16 protein-coding genes are annotated in these 18,539 nt (G+C 45.4%); 15 read left to right on the top strand and 1 reads right to left on the bottom strand.

The features are described 5' to 3' along the window. Window positions 1-111: 111 nt before the first annotated feature. Genes CC90_RS0108190 through CC90_RS0108180 form a run of 3 tightly spaced genes read left to right on the top strand, consistent with a single transcriptional unit; the run spans window position 112 to window position 3,081 of the window. Window positions 112-1,197, top strand: coding sequence for a GGDEF domain-containing protein (locus tag CC90_RS0108190; protein WP_031390311.1), 1,086 nt, complete (start codon window positions 112-114; stop codon window positions 1,195-1,197). A 30-nt stretch (window positions 1,198-1,227) separates the two neighbouring features. After that, on the top strand, window positions 1,228-2,208 hold the full coding sequence (locus tag CC90_RS0108185) for a hypothetical protein (RefSeq protein ID WP_031390310.1): 981 nt from the start codon (window positions 1,228-1,230) through the stop codon (window positions 2,206-2,208). A 3-nt stretch (window positions 2,209-2,211) separates the two neighbouring features. Continuing rightward, entirely contained in the window at window positions 2,212-3,081 is an 870-nt protein-coding gene (locus tag CC90_RS0108180; RefSeq protein ID WP_031390309.1) for a TPM domain-containing protein, read from the top strand. 200 nt (window positions 3,082-3,281) lie between these two features. Here the strand turns inward: CC90_RS0108180 and rpsT are convergent, their stop codons facing one another. Further along, a complete protein-coding gene (gene rpsT / locus CC90_RS0108175) occupies window positions 3,282-3,545 on the bottom strand; it encodes a 30S ribosomal protein S20 (protein WP_031390308.1) in 264 nt (87 codons plus the stop codon). A gap of 231 nt (window positions 3,546-3,776) precedes the next feature. On the opposite strand from rpsT, the gene gpr reads away from it, so the two are divergent. From gpr to flgC, 12 genes are all read left to right on the top strand, one after another. After that, window positions 3,777-4,640: a GPR endopeptidase gene (gpr, locus tag CC90_RS0108170; protein ID WP_031390307.1), complete on the top strand. Its 864-nt coding sequence runs from the start codon at window positions 3,777-3,779 to the stop codon at window positions 4,638-4,640. 52 nt (window positions 4,641-4,692) lie between these two features. Beyond that, a complete protein-coding gene (locus CC90_RS22235; RefSeq protein WP_242843255.1) occupies window positions 4,693-6,084 on the top strand; it encodes a stage II sporulation protein P in 1,392 nt (463 codons plus the stop codon). A gap of 71 nt (window positions 6,085-6,155) precedes the next feature. Further along, entirely contained in the window at window positions 6,156-7,970 is a 1,815-nt protein-coding gene (lepA, locus tag CC90_RS0108160; RefSeq protein ID WP_031390305.1) for a translation elongation factor 4, read from the top strand. Then, entirely contained in the window at window positions 7,971-9,125 is a 1,155-nt protein-coding gene (gene hemW / locus CC90_RS0108155; protein WP_031390304.1) for a radical SAM family heme chaperone HemW, read from the top strand. Between the two features lie 110 nt (window positions 9,126-9,235). Next, window positions 9,236-9,871, top strand: a complete 636-nt coding sequence (gene sigK, locus CC90_RS0108150) for an RNA polymerase sporulation sigma factor SigK (RefSeq protein ID WP_031390303.1) — start codon at window positions 9,236-9,238, stop codon at window positions 9,869-9,871. A gap of 22 nt (window positions 9,872-9,893) precedes the next feature. Further along, window positions 9,894-11,075, top strand: a complete 1,182-nt coding sequence (locus CC90_RS0108145; RefSeq protein ID WP_051869330.1) for an HD-GYP domain-containing protein — start codon at window positions 9,894-9,896, stop codon at window positions 11,073-11,075. Window positions 11,076-11,448: 373 nt separating this feature from the next. Continuing rightward, on the top strand, window positions 11,449-12,981 hold the full coding sequence (locus CC90_RS0108140) for a YifB family Mg chelatase-like AAA ATPase (protein WP_031390301.1): 1,533 nt from the start codon (window positions 11,449-11,451) through the stop codon (window positions 12,979-12,981). Window positions 12,982-12,987: 6 nt separating this feature from the next. Next, on the top strand, window positions 12,988-14,112 hold the full coding sequence (dprA, locus tag CC90_RS0108135; protein ID WP_031390300.1) for a DNA-processing protein DprA: 1,125 nt from the start codon (window positions 12,988-12,990) through the stop codon (window positions 14,110-14,112). Window positions 14,113-14,268: 156 nt separating this feature from the next. After that, window positions 14,269-16,347, top strand: coding sequence for a type I DNA topoisomerase (topA, locus tag CC90_RS0108130; protein ID WP_031390299.1), 2,079 nt, complete (start codon window positions 14,269-14,271; stop codon window positions 16,345-16,347). Between the two features lie 319 nt (window positions 16,348-16,666). After that, a complete protein-coding gene (gene codY / locus CC90_RS0108125) occupies window positions 16,667-17,452 on the top strand; it encodes a GTP-sensing pleiotropic transcriptional regulator CodY (protein ID WP_031390298.1) in 786 nt (261 codons plus the stop codon). Window positions 17,453-17,668: 216 nt separating this feature from the next. After that, complete coding sequence (gene flgB, locus CC90_RS0108120) at window positions 17,669-18,058, top strand: flagellar basal body rod protein FlgB (protein WP_031390297.1); 390 nt, start codon at window positions 17,669-17,671, stop codon at window positions 18,056-18,058. A 20-nt stretch (window positions 18,059-18,078) separates the two neighbouring features. Further along, window positions 18,079-18,528 carry a flagellar basal body rod protein FlgC gene (flgC, locus tag CC90_RS0108115; RefSeq protein WP_031390296.1) on the top strand — a complete coding sequence of 150 codons (450 nt, stop codon included), beginning with the start codon at window positions 18,079-18,081 and terminating at the stop codon, window positions 18,526-18,528. Window positions 18,529-18,539: the final 11 nt, after the last annotated feature.

Raw genomic sequence — 18,539 nt, 5'->3', positions numbered from 1 at the left:
TTAGTGATTGTTCCATAGATGCTTTTTTTGTTTGATAAATGGTAGAAGGTAAGTTATAATATCGTAATATAGGGGAATCATGCAGGGGCAGCCTTATACCGGAGGTTTGAGATGATTCATAAATTTGCGGAAATGTTATTCCAGGATGTGAAGAGCGAAAATGAAACGAAGAAGGCTTCTATCATACTCAGGCTAAACTCCATCATTATGTGCATTTATTTTCTTCTTCTTTTATGCACTTTTTTTGTGACAGGAGATATTAAGCCAATTGTATTGTGTGTGCCGTTATTTTGTGCTTATGCAGCATCTTTTTATACAACATATTTGAACAGAACGAAGATGTCTATCATATTCGTTCATATACTGATGGGAATCTGGATTATCGCTTTCATCAGAGGATTTGGCTGGGACTGCGGTGTACAGCATTTCGTATTCGTACTGCTGGCGCTGAATTTTACGACCAGCTATAGCAAGCTTCAATGGAAGATTATAACGGGTGTGGCACTTTGCTTGTTCCGTCTGGCTTTGTATGCCTACACCCTTCAGTATGAACCGGTTTATCTATTGGAGATGCGAACCTATATCATATTCCAGACCATCAATACCGTTTTCGTATTTATCGCTACGATGACGATTTTGGCGGTGTTTACCGAGGATTCCCAAGAGATGGAGAAGAAGCTCGTCATATATAATGAAAAGCTTCACAGACTGGCAGCGATAGATCCCCTTACCGGATTATTCAACAGACGGAGCATGAGTGAGTATTTGGAGAAGAAGGAGAGAGAATGCAGAGAAGGGAAAATCGACAACCTGTCGTTAGCCCTTGGTGATATCGATTTCTTTAAGGCGGTAAACGACAACTATGGCCACGAATGCGGAGACATTGTACTGCGCCATTTGGCATCCATATTTATAGAAATGGCCGGTGAAAAGGGCCGGGTATGCCGTTGGGGAGGAGAAGAGTTCCTGTTCGCCTTCGATAATGTCAACGGAGACGATGCGCTGATTCTTCTGGAGGAACTTCAAAAGAGGATAAGGAAGCTGGAGATGCGCTACATGGGAGAAACAATAAAAGTAACGATGACCTTCGGGCTGAGTGAGTTCGATTTTCAGAAAGATATAGAACATTCCATTAACGATGTGGATGGAAAGCTTTATAGGGGAAAAGAGGCCGGAAGAAACAAAATCGTATACTAAATAAAGAGAAAAGGAAGATGGGGAGAAAAGATGTTATTCAGATGTAAGAACTGCGGCGGAAACGCGGTATACAGCCCTGCGTCGGGGAAGATGTACTGCCCTCACTGCGACGGGGTTGACAGCGAGGAAAGAGAGAATGCAAAATCACAGACAGAGTGCTTAAACTGTGGAGCAGCGCTGAACATAGAGGAGTATGCGTCCACTTGTCAGTGCGAGTATTGTGGAAGTTATATTATACTGGACGACAGAGTAAACGGTGTCTATCGCCCGGATTTGGTGCTGCCTTTCAAGATTGACAAGAAGGATGTAGTAGATATGCTCCGAAATGAGTTTAAAAGGAGGATTTTCACTCCGGATAGCTTTCTTTCGGAAGCCACGCTTAAGGATATGAAGGGAATCTATGTCCCGTTCTGGATGTACGATTATGCAGCCAGATATGAATATACCGGAAAGGGAACGAAGGTCAGAGTATGGGTGGCCGGCGATACGGAATATACGGAGACATCTTATTATCGTATAGAGAGAGATATGGATGTAGAGTTCGACAAGATTCCGGTAGATGCATCCGTCCTGCAAAACGATGTCATGGATTTGATGGAGCCTTACGATTATAAGCAATTGGAAGGTTTTATGGAGAAATATATGTCGGGCTTCTTCGGTGAGGTATACAATGAGGATGCGGATACCTTGGAGGAAAGGGCAAAGACGAAAGCGAACAAGGATCTGGAGGCGCTACTTCAAGAGACGATTTCAGGGTATTCCTCGGTAATTCCGGAGAACAGAGATATTTCCACGCAAAGAGAAGGCGTGCATTATGCGCTCCTCCCTGTTTGGCGTTATCTGTATAAGTATCAGGATAAGGATTATGATTTTTACGTAAATGGACAGACGGGCAAGATTGTAGGTTCCACTCCCGTATCCAAGGCGAAGGTGCTGGCATACGGTGCCACGGTATTTGCCGTTGCCAGTATAGCGTTGACTTTTCTTATGGGAATACTGGAGGTAATGTAAGCGATGAAACAATATTTTAATTACTTTAAATGGATTTTTCTTATCACGGTACTTCTGGGAGTGCTCTACGCAGGAACGCTGATTTATCAGGCATCACAGAAGGTAGGAGAGCGTACCAACGCGGAATGCCTCACAAAAGAGAGGGTTTTTGACTATGGAGATGTTCTAACGGAGGAGGAAGAAAGCAAGCTGCGGGAATTGATTGCCGAGAGGGAAGCTCAGACCGGATGCGACATTGTACTAGTAACACTTAACGAGTCTCTTAAGGAATATGCGAGGGAAAAGGAGCCGGATGTCTCCTACGACGAGTTTGTGCGGATATATGCTGAGGATTTTTATGATGAGAATAAATTCGGTTACAACAAACCGATTGGTGATGGAATCCTTTTGGTTGATAACTGGTTTCGTGAGGATGACGGAAGGATTTATACATGGCTCTGTACTGTGGGGAAGGCAGAAGAGGAATACGGCAGCTCCATGGTGGATAATCTGTTAGACGAAGTATATCAGTATGTAGAAGATGACCCTTATAAAGCATATGAATCCTATGTGAACGAGTTCTATTATGATATGACAAATACGGGACAATTAACAGAGTCGATACCATCCTGGTCTCCCTTTGCGGCAGCAGCCATCATAGCTATCGTGTTTATAGCGGTGCATTGGAGCGGTAAAAAGGGAAACAAGACTACCATGGCTACTACCTATGTAAATGGTGGCAGGCCTCATTTGAAGAGGGAGGAAGATGCGCTTATCAATAAGGTAGTGACGGGAAGGCATATCGAAAGAAACAGCGGCAGCGGCGGGAGAGGAAGCTCAGGCGGCGGGCATTCCGGCGGAGGCCATCACGGCGGAGGAGGACACAGCCGTTAGGCTGTTTTTCTTCCCATATGGACAGAACAAAGGTTTGCTTCGCGCAATCCTGCATTCAATAACCTCGTTTTGCTTGGCGCGCGTTGCAGTGCATTCATTTGCTCTGCAACAGGAGCACTTTCCTATGACATAAAAAAACAACCCATATGACGGTATGGGCTGTTTTTATGTTCATTCACATTCTCGTTTATATCGAAGAATTAAGCCATCTTATTAATAGCCTGTGCCAGACGCGATACTTTTCTAGAAGCGGTATTCTTATGATATACGCCTTTTGTAGAAGCTTTGTCAATTACTGAAGTAGCAGCTAATAATGCAGCGGAAGCAGCAGCTTTATCGTTCGCTTCGATTGCAGCATTCACTTTCTTCACAGCCGTCTTAACACCGGACTTGATAGCTTTGTTTCTATCAGCTTTTGCGTTGTTAACTAAAATTCTCTTTTTAGCAGATTTGATGTTAGCCAAGACCCACACCTCCTATTTATCTCTATCGATCAATTTTTACGAAAGGTTTCATTAAATCCGGACACGGACGTTTTAATGAAACACGCGTATTTTATTGTAAATTAAGAGTTTGAAGATGTCAATACATAATTCGCTAGTTTTTGTAAAAAATACGTTGTAGAGAAGTTTTTTTTGCAGCAAAAAGCTTTACTTGCATAAATTAAACAAAGAAAAGGATTTGGGAGCGGACAGATGAGTTGTTTTCAAGTAAGAACGGATTTAGCTCTGGAGGCCAGAGAAAGTATAGGGGAAGCGGAGGAAATCAGAGGTGTCAGCGTGGAAGAGACCTATGATGAAAAAAATGAAATAAGGGTTACCAGAGTAATCATTGAAACAAAAAACGGAGCGAAGGCTATGGGAAAACCCATAGGCACCTATACTACGTTGGAAGCTCCCAGAATGGTGGAACCGGATGAAAATTATCATCAGGAAATTTCTTCCGCCCTAGCAAAGGAGCTTAAAGATATTATTCCCGAGGCCGAGGAGGAACAGTCCGTGCTGATTGTAGGACTTGGTAATCGGGATGTGACGGCAGATGCTTTGGGACCGAACGTAGCGGACAATTTGTTCATTACGAGACATGTGGTAATGGAATATGGAAAGGCGGCATACAGCAAATCGAAGATGAATATGGTGAGCAGTATCGTACCGGGAGTTATGGCCAAGACCGGGATGGAGAGTGCAGAAATCATCAAGGGAGTTATCGACCAGACGAAACCGGATGTTGTTATTGTAGTGGATGCGCTGGCAGCACGTTCCACCAAAAGACTGAACCGGACGATTCAAGTGACTAATACAGGTATCCATCCGGGTTCGGGAGTAGGAAATCATAGAAATGCCCTGACGAAGGAAAGTCTTGAGGTTCCTGTTATTGCAATCGGTGTGCCTACGGTGGTAGATGCGGCGACTATAGTCAACGATGCGGTGTCGGGAGAAATGAAAGTGAATCTGGCGGAACTTAACAACATGTATGTGACCAGTAAGGATGTGGATTATCAAATAAAGCAGATAAGCCATGTCATTTGTGATGCGCTTAACGAAGCTCTGGAATTATAGATTGTTTTTCGGCATATAATTGCCTAGTATAACTTTACAGCAAAAGGCTGAGGTGAGGCGATTGTATTCCGATGGCAGAAACAGTAATTTTAATAGAAGAGACAAAATAAAACAAAAAATTGTGGCAGGCTGTGCAATAATCCTGATCGGAACATCTTTCGTATGCGCTGTGTACTCTTCTTTTTCGGGAGATAGAAAGGAAAAAGACTTCGGTATACAGGAAAAGGCGGCAGACTGGTTGAGAAAGCAGATGATGGAGACATACATGCCTGTTTTTGCTTTTATGGAAGAGGAGACAGGCACTGGGGGCTCCATGAATCTGATAAAGCCGCTGATTGCAGCGCAGCTCCCCATCTACGGCTACAGCGAGGAGCAGGCGAAGGAGTATGTGAGTATAGAGGATGAGGATACCTACGATCTGCTCATCAGGCAGGAGGGTTCGGACGAGGAACGTAAGGAAATCGAAGAAGGTTCCTTGGAATATGGCGATGATGCGCTGCATATCGACGGCGATTTGGAACGGGCGATGAAAGAAGAGAATAGTTTACATAATAAGGAAAAGGGAGAGGACGAGGCGAAAGAGCAAAAGGACTCAGAAAAGGACGAGGATCAGGATGGGGGGAATGAAAGCGAAACAGGGAAAGATAAAAGCGGTTTCCTTCAGGCGCAGGCAAAGAGCTATGAATACGACTGGTCATCGCTTACAGGATATGAGGACATCGTAAAGGCTTTTTATGCCATAGACAAAACGACATCTATCACGGATGATCAGCTGAATCTGGATAATCTGCTGGGAAAGGATATGACGATGAAGGCATCACCGGAAAATCCCCAGATATTAATTTATCATACCCATTCTCAGGAAGCCTTTGCGGATTCCGTGCCGGGCGACGAGTCTACCACAGTTGTAGGAGCGGGAGAGAGACTGGCACAGATTTTACGCGAGCAGTATGGGTTCAATGTAATTCACCATACTGGAAAATACGATATAGAATCGAGAGACTACGCTTATTCCAATGCCCTTCCTGCCATCGAACAGGTGCTGGCCCAGAATCCTACCATAGAGGTAATCATTGATCTTCACAGGGACGCTATGCCGGAGCACAAGAAGCTGGTCATCGATCTTCAAGGGAGGCCCACCGCACAATTCATGTTTTTCAATGGACTTAGCAGGACCAGACAAAAAGGAGACATTTCCTATCTGGAGAATCCATATATTGATGATAATCTCGCCTTCTCTTTTCAGGCACAGGCAGCCAGTAACGAATATTATCCCGGTATTGCGAGAAGAATTTATCTGAAAGCCTATCGGTATAACATGCATCTTAGGGCCAAAACGCTTCTGATAGAGCTGGGGGCACAAACGAATACGGTAGAAGAAATCATGAATGCTTGTGATCCGCTGGCACACGTAATTTCCATTGTGCTGAAAGGGGATTTATGATATATTACTTAAGAAGCAAAAAATCGAGCTTCTTAAGTGATAATTGATACCATTCAGTGCGGAGGAAACAAATGTCAGGCATAGATCAAAGTAAAATAAGGAATTTTTGTATTGTGGCCCATATAGACCATGGAAAATCTACTTTGGCGGATCGTATGATAGAGAAAACGGGGCTATTAACAAGCCGCGAAATGCAGGCGCAGGTCTTGGACAATATGGATTTGGAGAGGGAGCGGGGAATTACTATCAAGGCGCAAACTGTCCGCATCGTATATAAAGCACAGGATGGGGAGGAGTATATTTTTAACCTGATCGATACTCCCGGGCATGTGGATTTTAACTATGAAGTCAGCAGAAGTCTTGCGGCCTGCGACGGAGCGATCCTCGTAGTGGATGCGGCGCAGGGAATCGAGGCGCAGACGTTAGCTAATGTATATTTGGCGCTGGATCACGATTTAGATGTGTTTCCGGTAATCAATAAGATAGATTTGCCCAGTGCAGAACCTCAGCGCGTGAAGGATGAAATAGAAGATATTATCGGCCTGGAGGCGCAGAATGCGCCCCTTATTTCCGCTAAAAGCGGAATTGGCATCGAAGAGGTGCTGGAAGCAGTGGTGCATAAGATACCCGCTCCTGCAGGAAGTGCGGACAACCCTCTTCAAGCTCTCATTTTCGACTCTCTTTACGATTCTTACAAGGGAGTTATCGTATTCTGCCGCATTAAGGAGGGCAGGGTGCGAAAGGGCACGCAGATATTGATGATGGCTACCGGCGCGAAAGCGGAGGTTGTAGAGGTAGGCTATTTCGGACCGGGGCAGTTCATTCCATGTGAAGAGCTGTCTGCAGGCATGGTAGGATATATTACCGCCTCTATCAAGAACGTAAAGGATACGACGGTGGGAGATACGGTAACCGATGTAAAGAATCCTTGCTCGGTGCCTTTGCCGGGTTATAAAAAAGTAAATTCCATGGTGTACTGCGGCATGTATCCGGCGGACGGAGCGAAATATCCGGACCTCAGAGATGCCTTGGAGAAGCTTCAGCTAAACGATGCAGCTTTACACTACGAGCCGGAGACCTCAATCGCTCTCGGTTTTGGTTTTCGATGCGGCTTTTTGGGACTGTTACACCTGGAGATTATTCAGGAACGCTTGGAGAGAGAATATAATCTGGACTTGGTGACGACGGCGCCAAGCGTTATCTATAAAGTGCATAAGAATAACGGGGAGGTCATCGAACTGACCAATCCCTCTAATCTGCCGGACCCTACGGAGATTGAATATATGGAAGAGCCGGTAGTGAGTGCGGAAATTATGGTGACTACAGAGTTCATCGGTTCCATCATGGAGCTTTGCCAGGAACGCAGGGGACGTTATTTGGGAATGGAGTATATGGAGGAGACGAGGGCGCTTCTTAAATATGAGCTGCCATTAAACGAAATTATTTACGATTTCTTTGACGCTCTGAAGTCCCGTTCCAAAGGTTATGCCTCCTTCGATTACAATTTGAAGGGCTATGAGGAATCGAAGCTGGTGAAGCTGGACATATTGATCAACCATGAAGAGGTGGATGCCCTTTCCTTTATCGTACATGCAGACAGCGCTTATGAGCGCGGACGCAGGATGTGCGAGAAGCTCAAGGACGAAATTCCCAGACATCTGTTCGAGATTCCGATTCAGGCGGCGGTGGGCGGTAAGATCATCGCCAGAGAGACGGTAAAGGCTATGCGCAAGGATGTTCTTGCGAAATGCTACGGCGGTGATATTACTCGTAAAAAGAAGCTCCTTGAAAAGCAGAAGGAGGGAAAGAAGCGTATGCGTCAGATCGGCAGCGTGGAGATTCCCCAGAAGGCTTTTATGAGCGTGCTTAAGCTGGATGATAAATAAATGTTAGGCATATATATTCATATTCCTTTTTGTATAAAAAAGTGCTTGTACTGCGATTTTCTGTCCTTTCCGGCCACGGAGAGGGATAAGGAGGCATATGCGGCGGCGCTTCTTAAGGAAATAGAGACAGAGGCCTTCCGTTATGAAGGACGCTTTGTGGATACCATATTTTTCGGCGGGGGAACTCCTTCGATTTTGCAGACGGCCTATATCGAAAACATAATGGATACGCTAAGAAACTACTACCGGTTTTCACGCAATCCGGAGATAACGATAGAGGTAAATCCATGTACGGCAGACGCAGAAAAGCTTAGCCGGTATAAAGCCGCAGGAATCAACAGGCTCAGCATCGGTGCCCAGTCGGTGCAGGATTCTGAACTCAAGGCCCTGGGCAGGGCTCACAATGCTGCCGATTTTTTTGCTACCTTTAAAATGGCGAGGGAAGCCGGTTTTGATAATGTGAATGTGGATCTGATGTCAGCGCTTCCGGGACAGACTGCAGAAGGATATCTGGAGACGCTGCACAAGGTGGCGGACCTTAAGCCGGAGCATATCTCTGCCTACAGCCTTATCATCGAGGAGGGAACCCCCTTTTTTGACAGATACGGTGAGAGTGGAAGCGAAGGCGGAGCAGGAAATGGCCTTCCGTCGGAAGAAGAGGAACGCCGGATGTATGAAGAAACTGGAAAGCAGATGGAGGAAGCAGGTTATTGCCGCTATGAGATTTCCAATTACGCTTTGAAGGGAAAAGAATGCAGGCATAATTGTGCATACTGGAAGAGATATGATTATGCAGGATTCGGGCTGGGTGCCTCTTCCATGGTGGGAAATGTCCGCTGGAAAAATACCGTCAGGATGCAGACCTACTTAGATGCCTATGGCGCAGGGAAGGCACACCGGGATGTGAAGGAAGAAATTCAGAGGCTGGGTAGAGCCGAACAAATGGAGGAGTTCATGTTTTTGGGACTTCGCCTGACGGAAGGCGTGAGCAGAACAGTATTTTTTGAAGCTTTTCACGAGGATATGGAGAACATATACGGAGACGTTCTGCGACGGCTCCTGGAAAACGGCCTGGTGGATAGTGGAGAAAGGGTGAAACTGACTCCTTACGGAAGAGACGTGAGCAATTATGTTATGGCGCAATTTCTCTTTTAACTTGTTGCTATTTTTGTTAATAATTTGTATAATATAGTTAATTTAGATGGAAAGGCACTAGAAGGGCAGCGAGGTCATAGAATATAATAAATTGACTTCGGGGGCGCTTTTTGAAAACTTTCCAAAAACCTTTAACCGCAGAAGAAGAGGCCCGCTATATTCAGACCCTGCAAAAAGGGAGCAGTGAGAAAGCCCGGGAAGCGAGAGAGATTCTTATTGAGCGCAACTTACGCCTTGTAGCCCATATCGCCAAGAAGTATCAGAACGTGGATGAGGACATGGAAGATTTGATTTCCATAGGCACGATAGGGCTTATAAAAGCGGTGGCATCTTTTGACGCCAGCAAGGGAAAGCTCAGCACATATGCTTCGCGCTGTATAGACAACGAACTGTTAATGTTAATCCGCTCCAAAAGAAAGACGTCGAAGGAAGTGTCCTTATATGAGCCGATTGGGACCGATAAGGAAGGAAATGAGATAAATTTACTCGATATTATTGAGACAGAACAGGTAGATGTGATAGACAGAATGGAGCTGTGCAGCGATTTGAAAAAATTGGCACGCTTGTTGGAAAAGTTAGAAGGCAGAGAGAAAGAGATTGTTTTTCTAAGATACGGACTTGAGACGGGGAGAGAAGTCACCCAAAGGGAGATTGGGGAGCGTCTGGGAATATCCAGAAGTTATGTCTCCCGTATTGAGAAAAGAGCTCTGGGTAAGCTTAAAAGAGGATTTGAAAAAGAATCCTAACGTCAGATAAGGGGGACAGTATATGCTTTTTGTGAAAACAGAGAAGTTAAAGAAGGGAATGAGATTGGCAAGGCCGATCTACAACAAGGATGGGGTCTTGCTTTATGAGCGCAATTCCAAGCTTACCGCACAAGGCATTCAGAGTATTCATACGTTTGGTTTAATTGGTCTGTTCATTCTGGAGCCGGCAGAACCAGTTCCGCCGATGACGCAGGAAGATATTTTGTTCGAGCGTTTTCAGACGATGACGGTATTCGCGTTAAGCGAGGAACTGAATAAATTGAAGGACAGTAAACGGGGACCGAAGCTTCAAGTAATCGTGAACAACATTCTTAGGCGTTATGGCCATCTCGATAAGAGTATCAATTTTATCCAGAATTTGAGAAGTAAAGAAGATCATGTATATAAACATGCGCTGAACACGGCTATTCTTTGTGCGATGATAACTCACGTGCTGAATATAAAGCTGGAGGAGCAGATGGATACGGTTATGGCGGCGTTAGTACATGAGGTTGGAATGCTGTCGTTACCGAAAGCGGTATCGGAGAAGGAAGAGAGTAACGATGCAGAGAAGGAGGTAATTGCTTCCTATAAGGCGGCGGGCTTCGAACTGATCGGCAGAGTATTTTCTGCAGAGCCTAATATTAAGCGTATCTGTGTGCAGTCTCAGAAGATGATGGATAATTTTAAAGTCGGCGTGGAGGATAAAAGGTTTAGGCCGGTGATGGGAGCGCAGGTACTTACTGTGGCCATGACCTACGATACGATGACGGCGATGCATTTGAACGGGGCTCCGGTTTCGGAGGTCGCAGCGCTTAAGCATTTGCTGAACCATCCGGAAATTTATGCACCCGAGATTGTAGATGCCCTCATTGAGTCTGTGAATATCCTGGTACCCGGTGTGAGTGTAGAGCTGAATACAGGAGAAAAGGCAATCGTAATCAGAAAAAATAAAGAAAATGTTCTTCGCCCGATGGTCTTGGGCTTTAAAGACAATAATATCATGGATTTGGCGGAGAAATCTTACAGCGATTTGGAAGTTGTCGATATTATGAAGACGATGGATAACCGTTGTATCATCGATACGAAGACGCTGCGCGAGCACGGTATCCATGTGCCGGAACTCGAGGAAGCGGAGCTTCATACCGGGATTGCAGAGGAAAGTATGGAAGTGGAAGAATACATTCCGGGACAATTCTTTTAATAGTTTTTAGAACTACATAGGATTTCATTTATTATTTATTATCATAAGTTCCCTGCGCCCGGCATTTTGCCGGGCGTATGAAGGAACATCAGGGGATTCCCCCGAAAATTCCATTTTTTCACATTCGTTTTATATATAAATAGATGATTGCAAAGCTGCCGGATTGCGGGTTAATATATCCGCACAAAATGCGATAAGACTGTATTTTGGTTCTTGCAGCCCTCGTAAAATTACATAGGGACGCAGTTTTGTCTTCATGGTATGGAAGGCTGAATAGTAACGGTTGCGGAGACTTCATGTACCATAGATTGTTGAAGATTACGAGTTTCACAGCTGTCAGTAAATGAAAAACAAAAGGAGGGTATTGTGTTTTATGTTTAGTACTATAATATCAGCGGCTATATGCGGTATGAATGCCATGCTGGTCCATGTAGAGGTGGATATGGCAAAGGGTCTGCCGGGTTTTTTAATGGTGGGTTATTTAAGCGGAGAGGTGAAGGAAGCGGGAGAACGGGTAAGGGTAGCGCTGAAAAATTCCGGCATTATGCTGTCACCTATGCGCACTACGGTCAATCTGTCTCCTGCGAATATAAGGAAGGAAGGGACGGCTTTTGATCTTCCGATAGCGGTAGGTATGCTTCGTTCCATGGACTATATAAAGGAAGAGGCGGTATCCGGCATTATGATTGTCGGAGAACTTAGTCTGAACGGAAAGGTTAATCCCATTAAAGGGATCCTTCCTCTTGTAAGACGGGCAAAGGCGGAAGGAATAAAGCGGTGTCTGGTACCCGAAGAAAATAAGGCAGAGGGAGCAGTAATATCCGGAATAGAGGTAATAGGTGCCATTTCTTTACAAGATGCACTCAGCTATTTGAGGGGAGAGCGCAGGGAAGAGAAAAGGACGGAAAAAATTGTGGGAAGCAAGATAAGAAAGCGGGAAAAAGCGCCTGATTTTTCAGAAATAAGCGGACAGGCGGCAGCGAAACGGGCGGCGGAAATTGCTGCGGCAGGCTTTCATAATTTATTGCTGGTAGGCCCTCCCGGCTCCGGTAAGACGATGATAGCAAACCGTCTTACGGGCATTCTTCCGCCGCTTACGAAGGATGAGTGCCTTGAGGTTTCCTCGCTCTATAGCATTGCAGGAAGGTTGAGCAGCGGGAAGACCCTCATCGAAAAGAGACCCTTTTTAAGTCCTCACCATACGGCGACGGTATCCTCCCTTACGGGTGGGGGGAGAATTCCCAGACCCGGAATTATCAGCCTTGCCCACCTTGGAGTGCTGTTTTTGGATGAGATGCCTGAATTTGGCCAGCATGTGCTGGACATGCTGAGGCAACCTTTGGAGGAGAAGCAGATCAATATCGACAGAATTGGAGGAAATTGTACATATCCGGCAGATTTTATGCTGGTAGGAGCCCTGAATCCCTGCCCCTGCGGATATTATCCGGATGTGAACAGATGCCGCTGCACATCGGCAGATATCAAGAAATACCAAAGCCGTATATCGGGGCCGATTTTGGACAGAATCGATTTGTGTGCAGAGGTATCTCAAATCGCCATGAAAGAGTTGACCAATAAGAGTGAAGGTGAGTCCAGTGTTTCCATAAGAAAGCGTGTGATAAGGGCCAGAAAGCGGCAGGAAGAGAGGTATAGCGCAAGAGGATATGAATGTAATGCGGGGCTGACGGCAAAGGATATCCCCAGGTTCTGCTTATTGGAGGATAAGGAAGAGAAGCTGATGGAGAGAGCTTTTACTTCCTTGCGGCTTAGTGCCAGAGGTTATTATAGAATTCTTCGTGTAGCGCGCACCATTGCAGATCTGGACGAAAGTGAACAGATTAAGGAGATACACTTGGCAGAAGCCATCAGCTACCGTATGGAAGGAAATAAATATTGGGAGAGGTAAAAGTATATGAATAGGAAATATAATGGGGACGAGCCCTATGCCTATTGGCTGGCAAACGTCTTGGGAATCGGCAATAGAATGAAGCGTAAGCTCTCCGCTTATACCAAGAGTGCCAGGGCGGTGTACGAGATGCCGGAAAAAGAATTGGCGCAATTTCTTTCCGGTAAAAAGGCGGAGAAAATGGTAAAGGAAAGGAAGCGCTGGGATGTGGAAGGCGAATATGGAAAGCTTCAGGAAAAGGGAGTGAATTTTGTCAGTTTGTCGGAGCCTTCTTATCCTGAAAAGTTGGCGGCGATAGAGGATGCTCCCTTCGGGCTGTATTTTTATGGAAGGCTGCCGGATGAGTCGGTGCCCTCCGTGGCGATAATCGGTGCCAGGGAATGTTCGGAATATGGACGGTATATGGCAGGATTGTGGGGGAATCAGTTGGCCGGAGAGGGAGTGGCACTTATAAGCGGAATGGCGAGAGGAATCGACAGTATCGGGCAGAGAGCTGCGTTAGAGGCCGGCGGAAACAGCTACGCAGTGCTAGGCTGCGGTGCAGATATTTGCTATCCGGCGGAAAGCAGGGATATCTATGAGCAGATGAAGATGCAGGGCGGGATACTTTCGGAGTACCCTCCCGGTACCGGTCCTAAGCCCCAGCTCTTTCCGCCCAGAAACCGGATTATCAGCGGACTTTCGGATGTGGTAGTCATCATTGAGGCGAGGGAGAAGAGCGGGACCCTGATTACAGCAGATATGGCGCTTGAACAGGGGAAAGAGGTATACGCGCTTCCCGGAAGGGCTACGGATAGCCTGAGCGAGGGCTGTAACCGGCTGATAAAGCAGGGGGCAGGGCTTATGCTTTCTGTTTCCGAGATGCTTGAAGAGACGGGGCTGCGTGAAAAAAAGGAGAGATGGGAGGAAAATTTGTCCGGTGCAAAATCCGGCGAAGGGGATAAAGGACAGGTAAAGCTTGAGGACTGCCTTGATTTTTATCCTAAGAGTATAGAACAACTTCAAGGGGAATCAGGCATGGAATATAGGGAAATCGTATGCCGTCTCATGGGTCTTTGCATGGAGGGAGAGGTAAAGCAGGTATCTGCAGGATGCTATCAAAAAAACGGAAAATATAATATTCGTATCTAGGATAAATGAATAAAATTTCTAAATTTTTTATAATATTACTTGCAAGCGCAGAAAAATTATTGTATAGTGGTGCAAGTTGCAGGCTGGCAGAACTATTGTGCTTATGCCGCATTATATATATAGAAGAAACTATAGCAGATGAACAGGGGAAGAAAAATGGCAAAGTATTTAGTGATTGTGGAATCGCCCGCGAAAGTAAAGACGATTAAGAAATTTTTGGGGCCTAATTATGAAGTTGCCGCGAGTAACGGACATGTGAGAGACATGCCCAAGAGCCAACTGGGAATTGACATAGAAAACGATTATGAACCGAAATATATTACCATTCGGGGAAAGGGAGATATTCTCGCGAATCTTCGCAAGGAAGTGAAGAAGGCAGAAAAAATCTATCTGGCAACCGACCCTGACCGTGAAGGAGAAGCGATTTCGTGGCATCTTACGAAGGCGCTTAAGCTGGAGGACAAGAAGGTATACCGCATTACCTTTAACGAAATTACCAAGAATGCGGTAAAGGAATCGCTTAAGAATGCCCGTAAAGTGGATATGGACCTGGTGGATGCGCAGCAGGCCAGAAGAGTATTGGACCGAATGGTGGGCTATCGCATCTCTCCCGTGCTGTGGGCAAAGGTGAAAAGAGGACTGAGTGCAGGTCGTGTGCAGTCGGTAGCGCTTCGCATCATTTGTGACAGGGAGGATGAAATCAACGCATTCATTCCGGAGGAGTATTGGACGTTGGACGCCCTTTTGCATGTTCCGGGTGAAAAGAAGCCTCTGGCGGCAAAATACTACGGAACTGCTGAAGGAAAAGTAAATATTTCTTCCGAAAAGGAATTGAACGATATTATAAAAGCGTTAAAGGGCGCCAGATACGAAGTGGCGGAAGTGAAAAAAGGGGAGCGCACCAAAAAAGCGCCTCTGCCCTTTACCACCTCTACTTTGCAGCAGGAAGCCAGCAAAGTGCTCAACTTTTCCACTCAGAAAACGATGCGTCTCGCCCAACAGCTTTATGAAGGTGTGGATATAAAGGGAAACGGTACGGTAGGTATTATCACATATCTTCGTACGGACTCCACAAGAGTTTCCGAGGAGGCTGAAAGACAGGCCAGAGAATATATCGACTCGGTCTATGGCAGCCAATATGCTGCGGTAGCAGCCAATGAAAAAAAAGTGTCCCAGAAGATTCAGGATGCTCATGAGGCGATTCGCCCTACGGATATAGTTAGAACTCCTTTTGAAATGAAGGATTCCTTATCGAGAGATCAGTTCCGCCTTTATCAGCTCATTTGGAAGCGATTTGCCGCCAGCCGCATGAATCCTGCGAAATATGAGACGACCTCGGTGAAGATCGATGGGAACGGACACCGCTTTACCGTAGCAGCATCGAAGGTTATCTTCGACGGCTTCATGAGCGTTTATACGGAGGAAGAAGAAAAGGAAGAGAGCAATACTCTCATCAAAGGTATTGATAAGGATACGAAGCTGGAATTTGAAGCCTTTGATTATAAGCAGCATTTCACTCAGCCGGCACCGCACTATACCGAGGCCTCTCTGGTACGTTCCCTGGAGGAATTGGGAATAGGCCGTCCCAGTACTTATGCGCCAACTATTACGACCATTCTGGCAAGACGGTATGTGGTGAAGGAAAACAAGAATCTGTATGTGACGGAGCTTGGAGAAGTGGTGAACAACATGATGAAGGAGGCTTTTCCCAGCATTGTGGATGTTAATTTTACCGCGAATATGGAAGTGCTTCTGGACGGAGTAGAAGAAGGAAGTGTGAAGTGGAAGAGTATCGTTTCCAACTTTTATCCTGATTTGGAGGAAGCAGTGCAAAAGGCAGAAAAGGAGCTGGAGCACGTGAAGATAGCCGACGAGGTGTCGGATGAGGTATGCGAGGTATGCGGAAAACAGATGGTGATTAAGTATGGGCCTCACGGCAGATTTCTGGCTTGTCCCGGATTCCCTGAATGTCGAAATACCAAGCCCTATTTGGAGAAGATTGGAATTTCGTGCCCCAAGTGCGGGAAGGACATTGTGCTCAAGAAGACGAAAAAAGGCAGAAAGTATTACGGCTGCGTAGGCAATCCGGAATGTGATTTTATGGTATGGCAGAAGCCTTCCGAAATAAAATGTGAAAAATGTGGTTCCCTCATGCTGGAAAAGGGGAATAAGCTGGTTTGTTCTGACGAGAACTGCGGACACGTGATGAACCGTCCCAATAATCCGCAAAATTAAAAATTGACCACCGCAATTTCAGAAATTGTTCTAAAATTCGACAAATTTTTAAATAATTCCCCTGTGAATCGTTGATATTACGAAAATATTGTGATACAATTAGCGTATTAAACAACAATTCTGGGGGATTTTTTAATGTAATAGGAACATGTTCCTATTACATTAAAGATGGATGCGCAGCTACGCGCGCGGAACAAAAGCTGTACTGTCGAAGTTTTTGGCCGCGAGAATGCATGGAGCACACTTTTGTTCTGCATTTCCCGTCCCCCTATTAAGTACGGCAACTGCCGAATACAAAAGGAAAAGTGGAGGTAGGGGAATGAGCAGTGTTCAACTGTTGGACAAGACAAGAAAAATAGGCAAGCTATTGCACAACAATGATTCCAGCAAGGTGGTTTTTAATGACATATGCAGCGTATTGTGCGAGATATTGTATTCTAATGTTCTTGTAATCAGTAAGAAAGGCAAGGTGCTCGGCGTAGGAACAGCTCCGGGGGTGGATTCCATCAACGAGCTGATTGTTGGCAAGGTGGGCGGCTTTATTGATTCTATGCTGAACGAGAGGATGTTGGCTGTCTTATCCACGAAGGAGAACGTGAATCTGGAGACACTCGGTTTTGAGACTATCGATATGAAGAAGATTCAGGCGATTATTACGCCTATCGATATAGCAGGAGAGCGGCTGGGTACATTATTCATTTATAAAGGTGACGAGCAGTATGATATCGACGATATTATATTGTGTGAATACGGAACAACAGTAGTAGGACTCGAGATGCTGCGGGCCGTGAACGAGGAAAGTGCGGAGGAAGGGAGGAAGGTTGCTGTTGTGCGCTCAGCAGTCAGTACTCTTTCGTTTTCCGAATTGGAGGCGATTACTCATATATTTGATGAGCTGGGCGGAACGGAGGGAATTTTGGTGGCGAGCAAGATTGCGGATCGAGTAGGAATTACCAGATCGGTAATCGTAAATGCCTTAAGAAAGTTCGAAAGTGCGGGAGTTATAGAGTCCAGATCCTCGGGAATGAAAGGGACTTATATTAAGGTGCTTAACGACGTAGTGTTCGACGAAATAGAGAGAATTAAAAAAGAAAGCAGAAAATGACAGAAAAATGTCGAAAAAGAGAGAAAACAGTAAGGATTTATTGAAGTATTCATAAATCCTTTTTGTCTTTTTTTGTAAAAAAATCTTGTGTTTTTTAATAAATAATTTATAATAGAAAATAGTAGATTAGAGAGGCTATATTTTGGGGTAGATGAGAAGGGATTTGGAATTTCTATCCAAGATATAGACGAGTAAGCACTTACGAAGGAGAAAGTTATGATTAACAGCAATACGTTTGATTATATTAATGTACTGGATAAGGCGGCGGATGCGGCATGGATTCGCAATGATGTGATTGCTAATAACATAGCGAATGTATCCACTCCGGGATATAAGAGGCAGGATGTGGAGTTCGAGTCGGAACTGAAAAGGGCTTTGGAACATTCCAAATATACCTCCATGGATGATAAGGTTAGCGATTTGAAAATCAATAAGTTAAATCCGCGCACTTATATCGACTCGGCGAATTTTTCTTATCGTTCGGACGGCAATAACGTGGATATCGAGACGGAGAATGTGACGCTTGCTGCGAACCAGCTTCGGTATAATGGCTTGGTTGACAGTATGACGCAGGAATTTAAGAATCTTCAGTTGGTTATGAAATAAAGGATTAGGGGGAGCAGTAAATGAGTGATATTTTTACATCATTTAACATTAATTCATCGGGAATGACCGCTCAGAGATACCGGATGGATATTATTTCGCAGAACATCGCGAATGCAAATACTACGCGTACGGAGGATGGAACTCCTTACCGCAGGAAGGTGGTTACCTTCGCGGAGAAGAATTCCCAGACACCATTCAGCAATGTGCTGAATACGGCGACTGACAGGTATTCAGGAACAGGGGTAAAGGTAAACGGTGTCTATGATGACACGTGGACGGATATGGTAAAGGCTTACGACCCGTCTCATCCGGATGCGGACGAAGATGGATATGTATCGTATCCGAATGTCAATATTGTTACGGAGATGACGAATATGATAGATGCAAGCCGGGCGTACGAAGCGAACGCTACGGCATTTACAGCGAGCAAGTCCATGGCCTTGAAGGGGTTGGAAATGGGCAAGGGTTAATAAACGGTAAT

The sequence above is a fragment of the Kineothrix alysoides genome, from assembly GCF_000732725.1.
GTDB classification, from domain to species: Bacteria; Bacillota; Clostridia; order Lachnospirales; family Lachnospiraceae; genus Kineothrix; species Kineothrix alysoides.
The sequence above is the reverse complement of the archived record's forward strand: the minus strand, read 5'-3'. Positions and strand labels throughout refer to the sequence as shown.

What these genes read in the sequence shown, in the direction of transcription:
- CC90_RS0108140 (WP_031390301.1), top strand. Translation starts at nt 11,449, where the DNA reads ATGTTTAGTACTATAATATCAGCGGCTATATGCGGTATGAATGCCATG.
- CC90_RS0108190 (WP_031390311.1), top strand. Translation starts at nt 112, where the DNA reads ATGATTCATAAATTTGCGGAAATGTTATTCCAGGATGTGAAGAGCGAA.
- lepA (WP_031390305.1), top strand. Translation starts at nt 6,156, where the DNA reads ATGTCAGGCATAGATCAAAGTAAAATAAGGAATTTTTGTATTGTGGCC.
- topA (WP_031390299.1), top strand. Translation starts at nt 14,269, where the DNA reads ATGGCAAAGTATTTAGTGATTGTGGAATCGCCCGCGAAAGTAAAGACG.
- flgB (WP_031390297.1), top strand. Translation starts at nt 17,669, where the DNA reads ATGATTAACAGCAATACGTTTGATTATATTAATGTACTGGATAAGGCG.
- codY (WP_031390298.1), top strand. Translation starts at nt 16,667, where the DNA reads ATGAGCAGTGTTCAACTGTTGGACAAGACAAGAAAAATAGGCAAGCTA.
- CC90_RS0108185 (WP_031390310.1), top strand. Translation starts at nt 1,228, where the DNA reads ATGTTATTCAGATGTAAGAACTGCGGCGGAAACGCGGTATACAGCCCT.
- CC90_RS0108145 (WP_051869330.1), top strand. Translation starts at nt 9,894, where the DNA reads ATGCTTTTTGTGAAAACAGAGAAGTTAAAGAAGGGAATGAGATTGGCA.
- hemW (WP_031390304.1), top strand. Translation starts at nt 7,971, where the DNA reads ATGTTAGGCATATATATTCATATTCCTTTTTGTATAAAAAAGTGCTTG.
- dprA (WP_031390300.1), top strand. Translation starts at nt 12,988, where the DNA reads ATGAATAGGAAATATAATGGGGACGAGCCCTATGCCTATTGGCTGGCA.
- flgC (WP_031390296.1), top strand. Translation starts at nt 18,079, where the DNA reads ATGAGTGATATTTTTACATCATTTAACATTAATTCATCGGGAATGACC.
- gpr (WP_031390307.1), top strand. Translation starts at nt 3,777, where the DNA reads ATGAGTTGTTTTCAAGTAAGAACGGATTTAGCTCTGGAGGCCAGAGAA.
- CC90_RS0108180 (WP_031390309.1), top strand. Translation starts at nt 2,212, where the DNA reads ATGAAACAATATTTTAATTACTTTAAATGGATTTTTCTTATCACGGTA.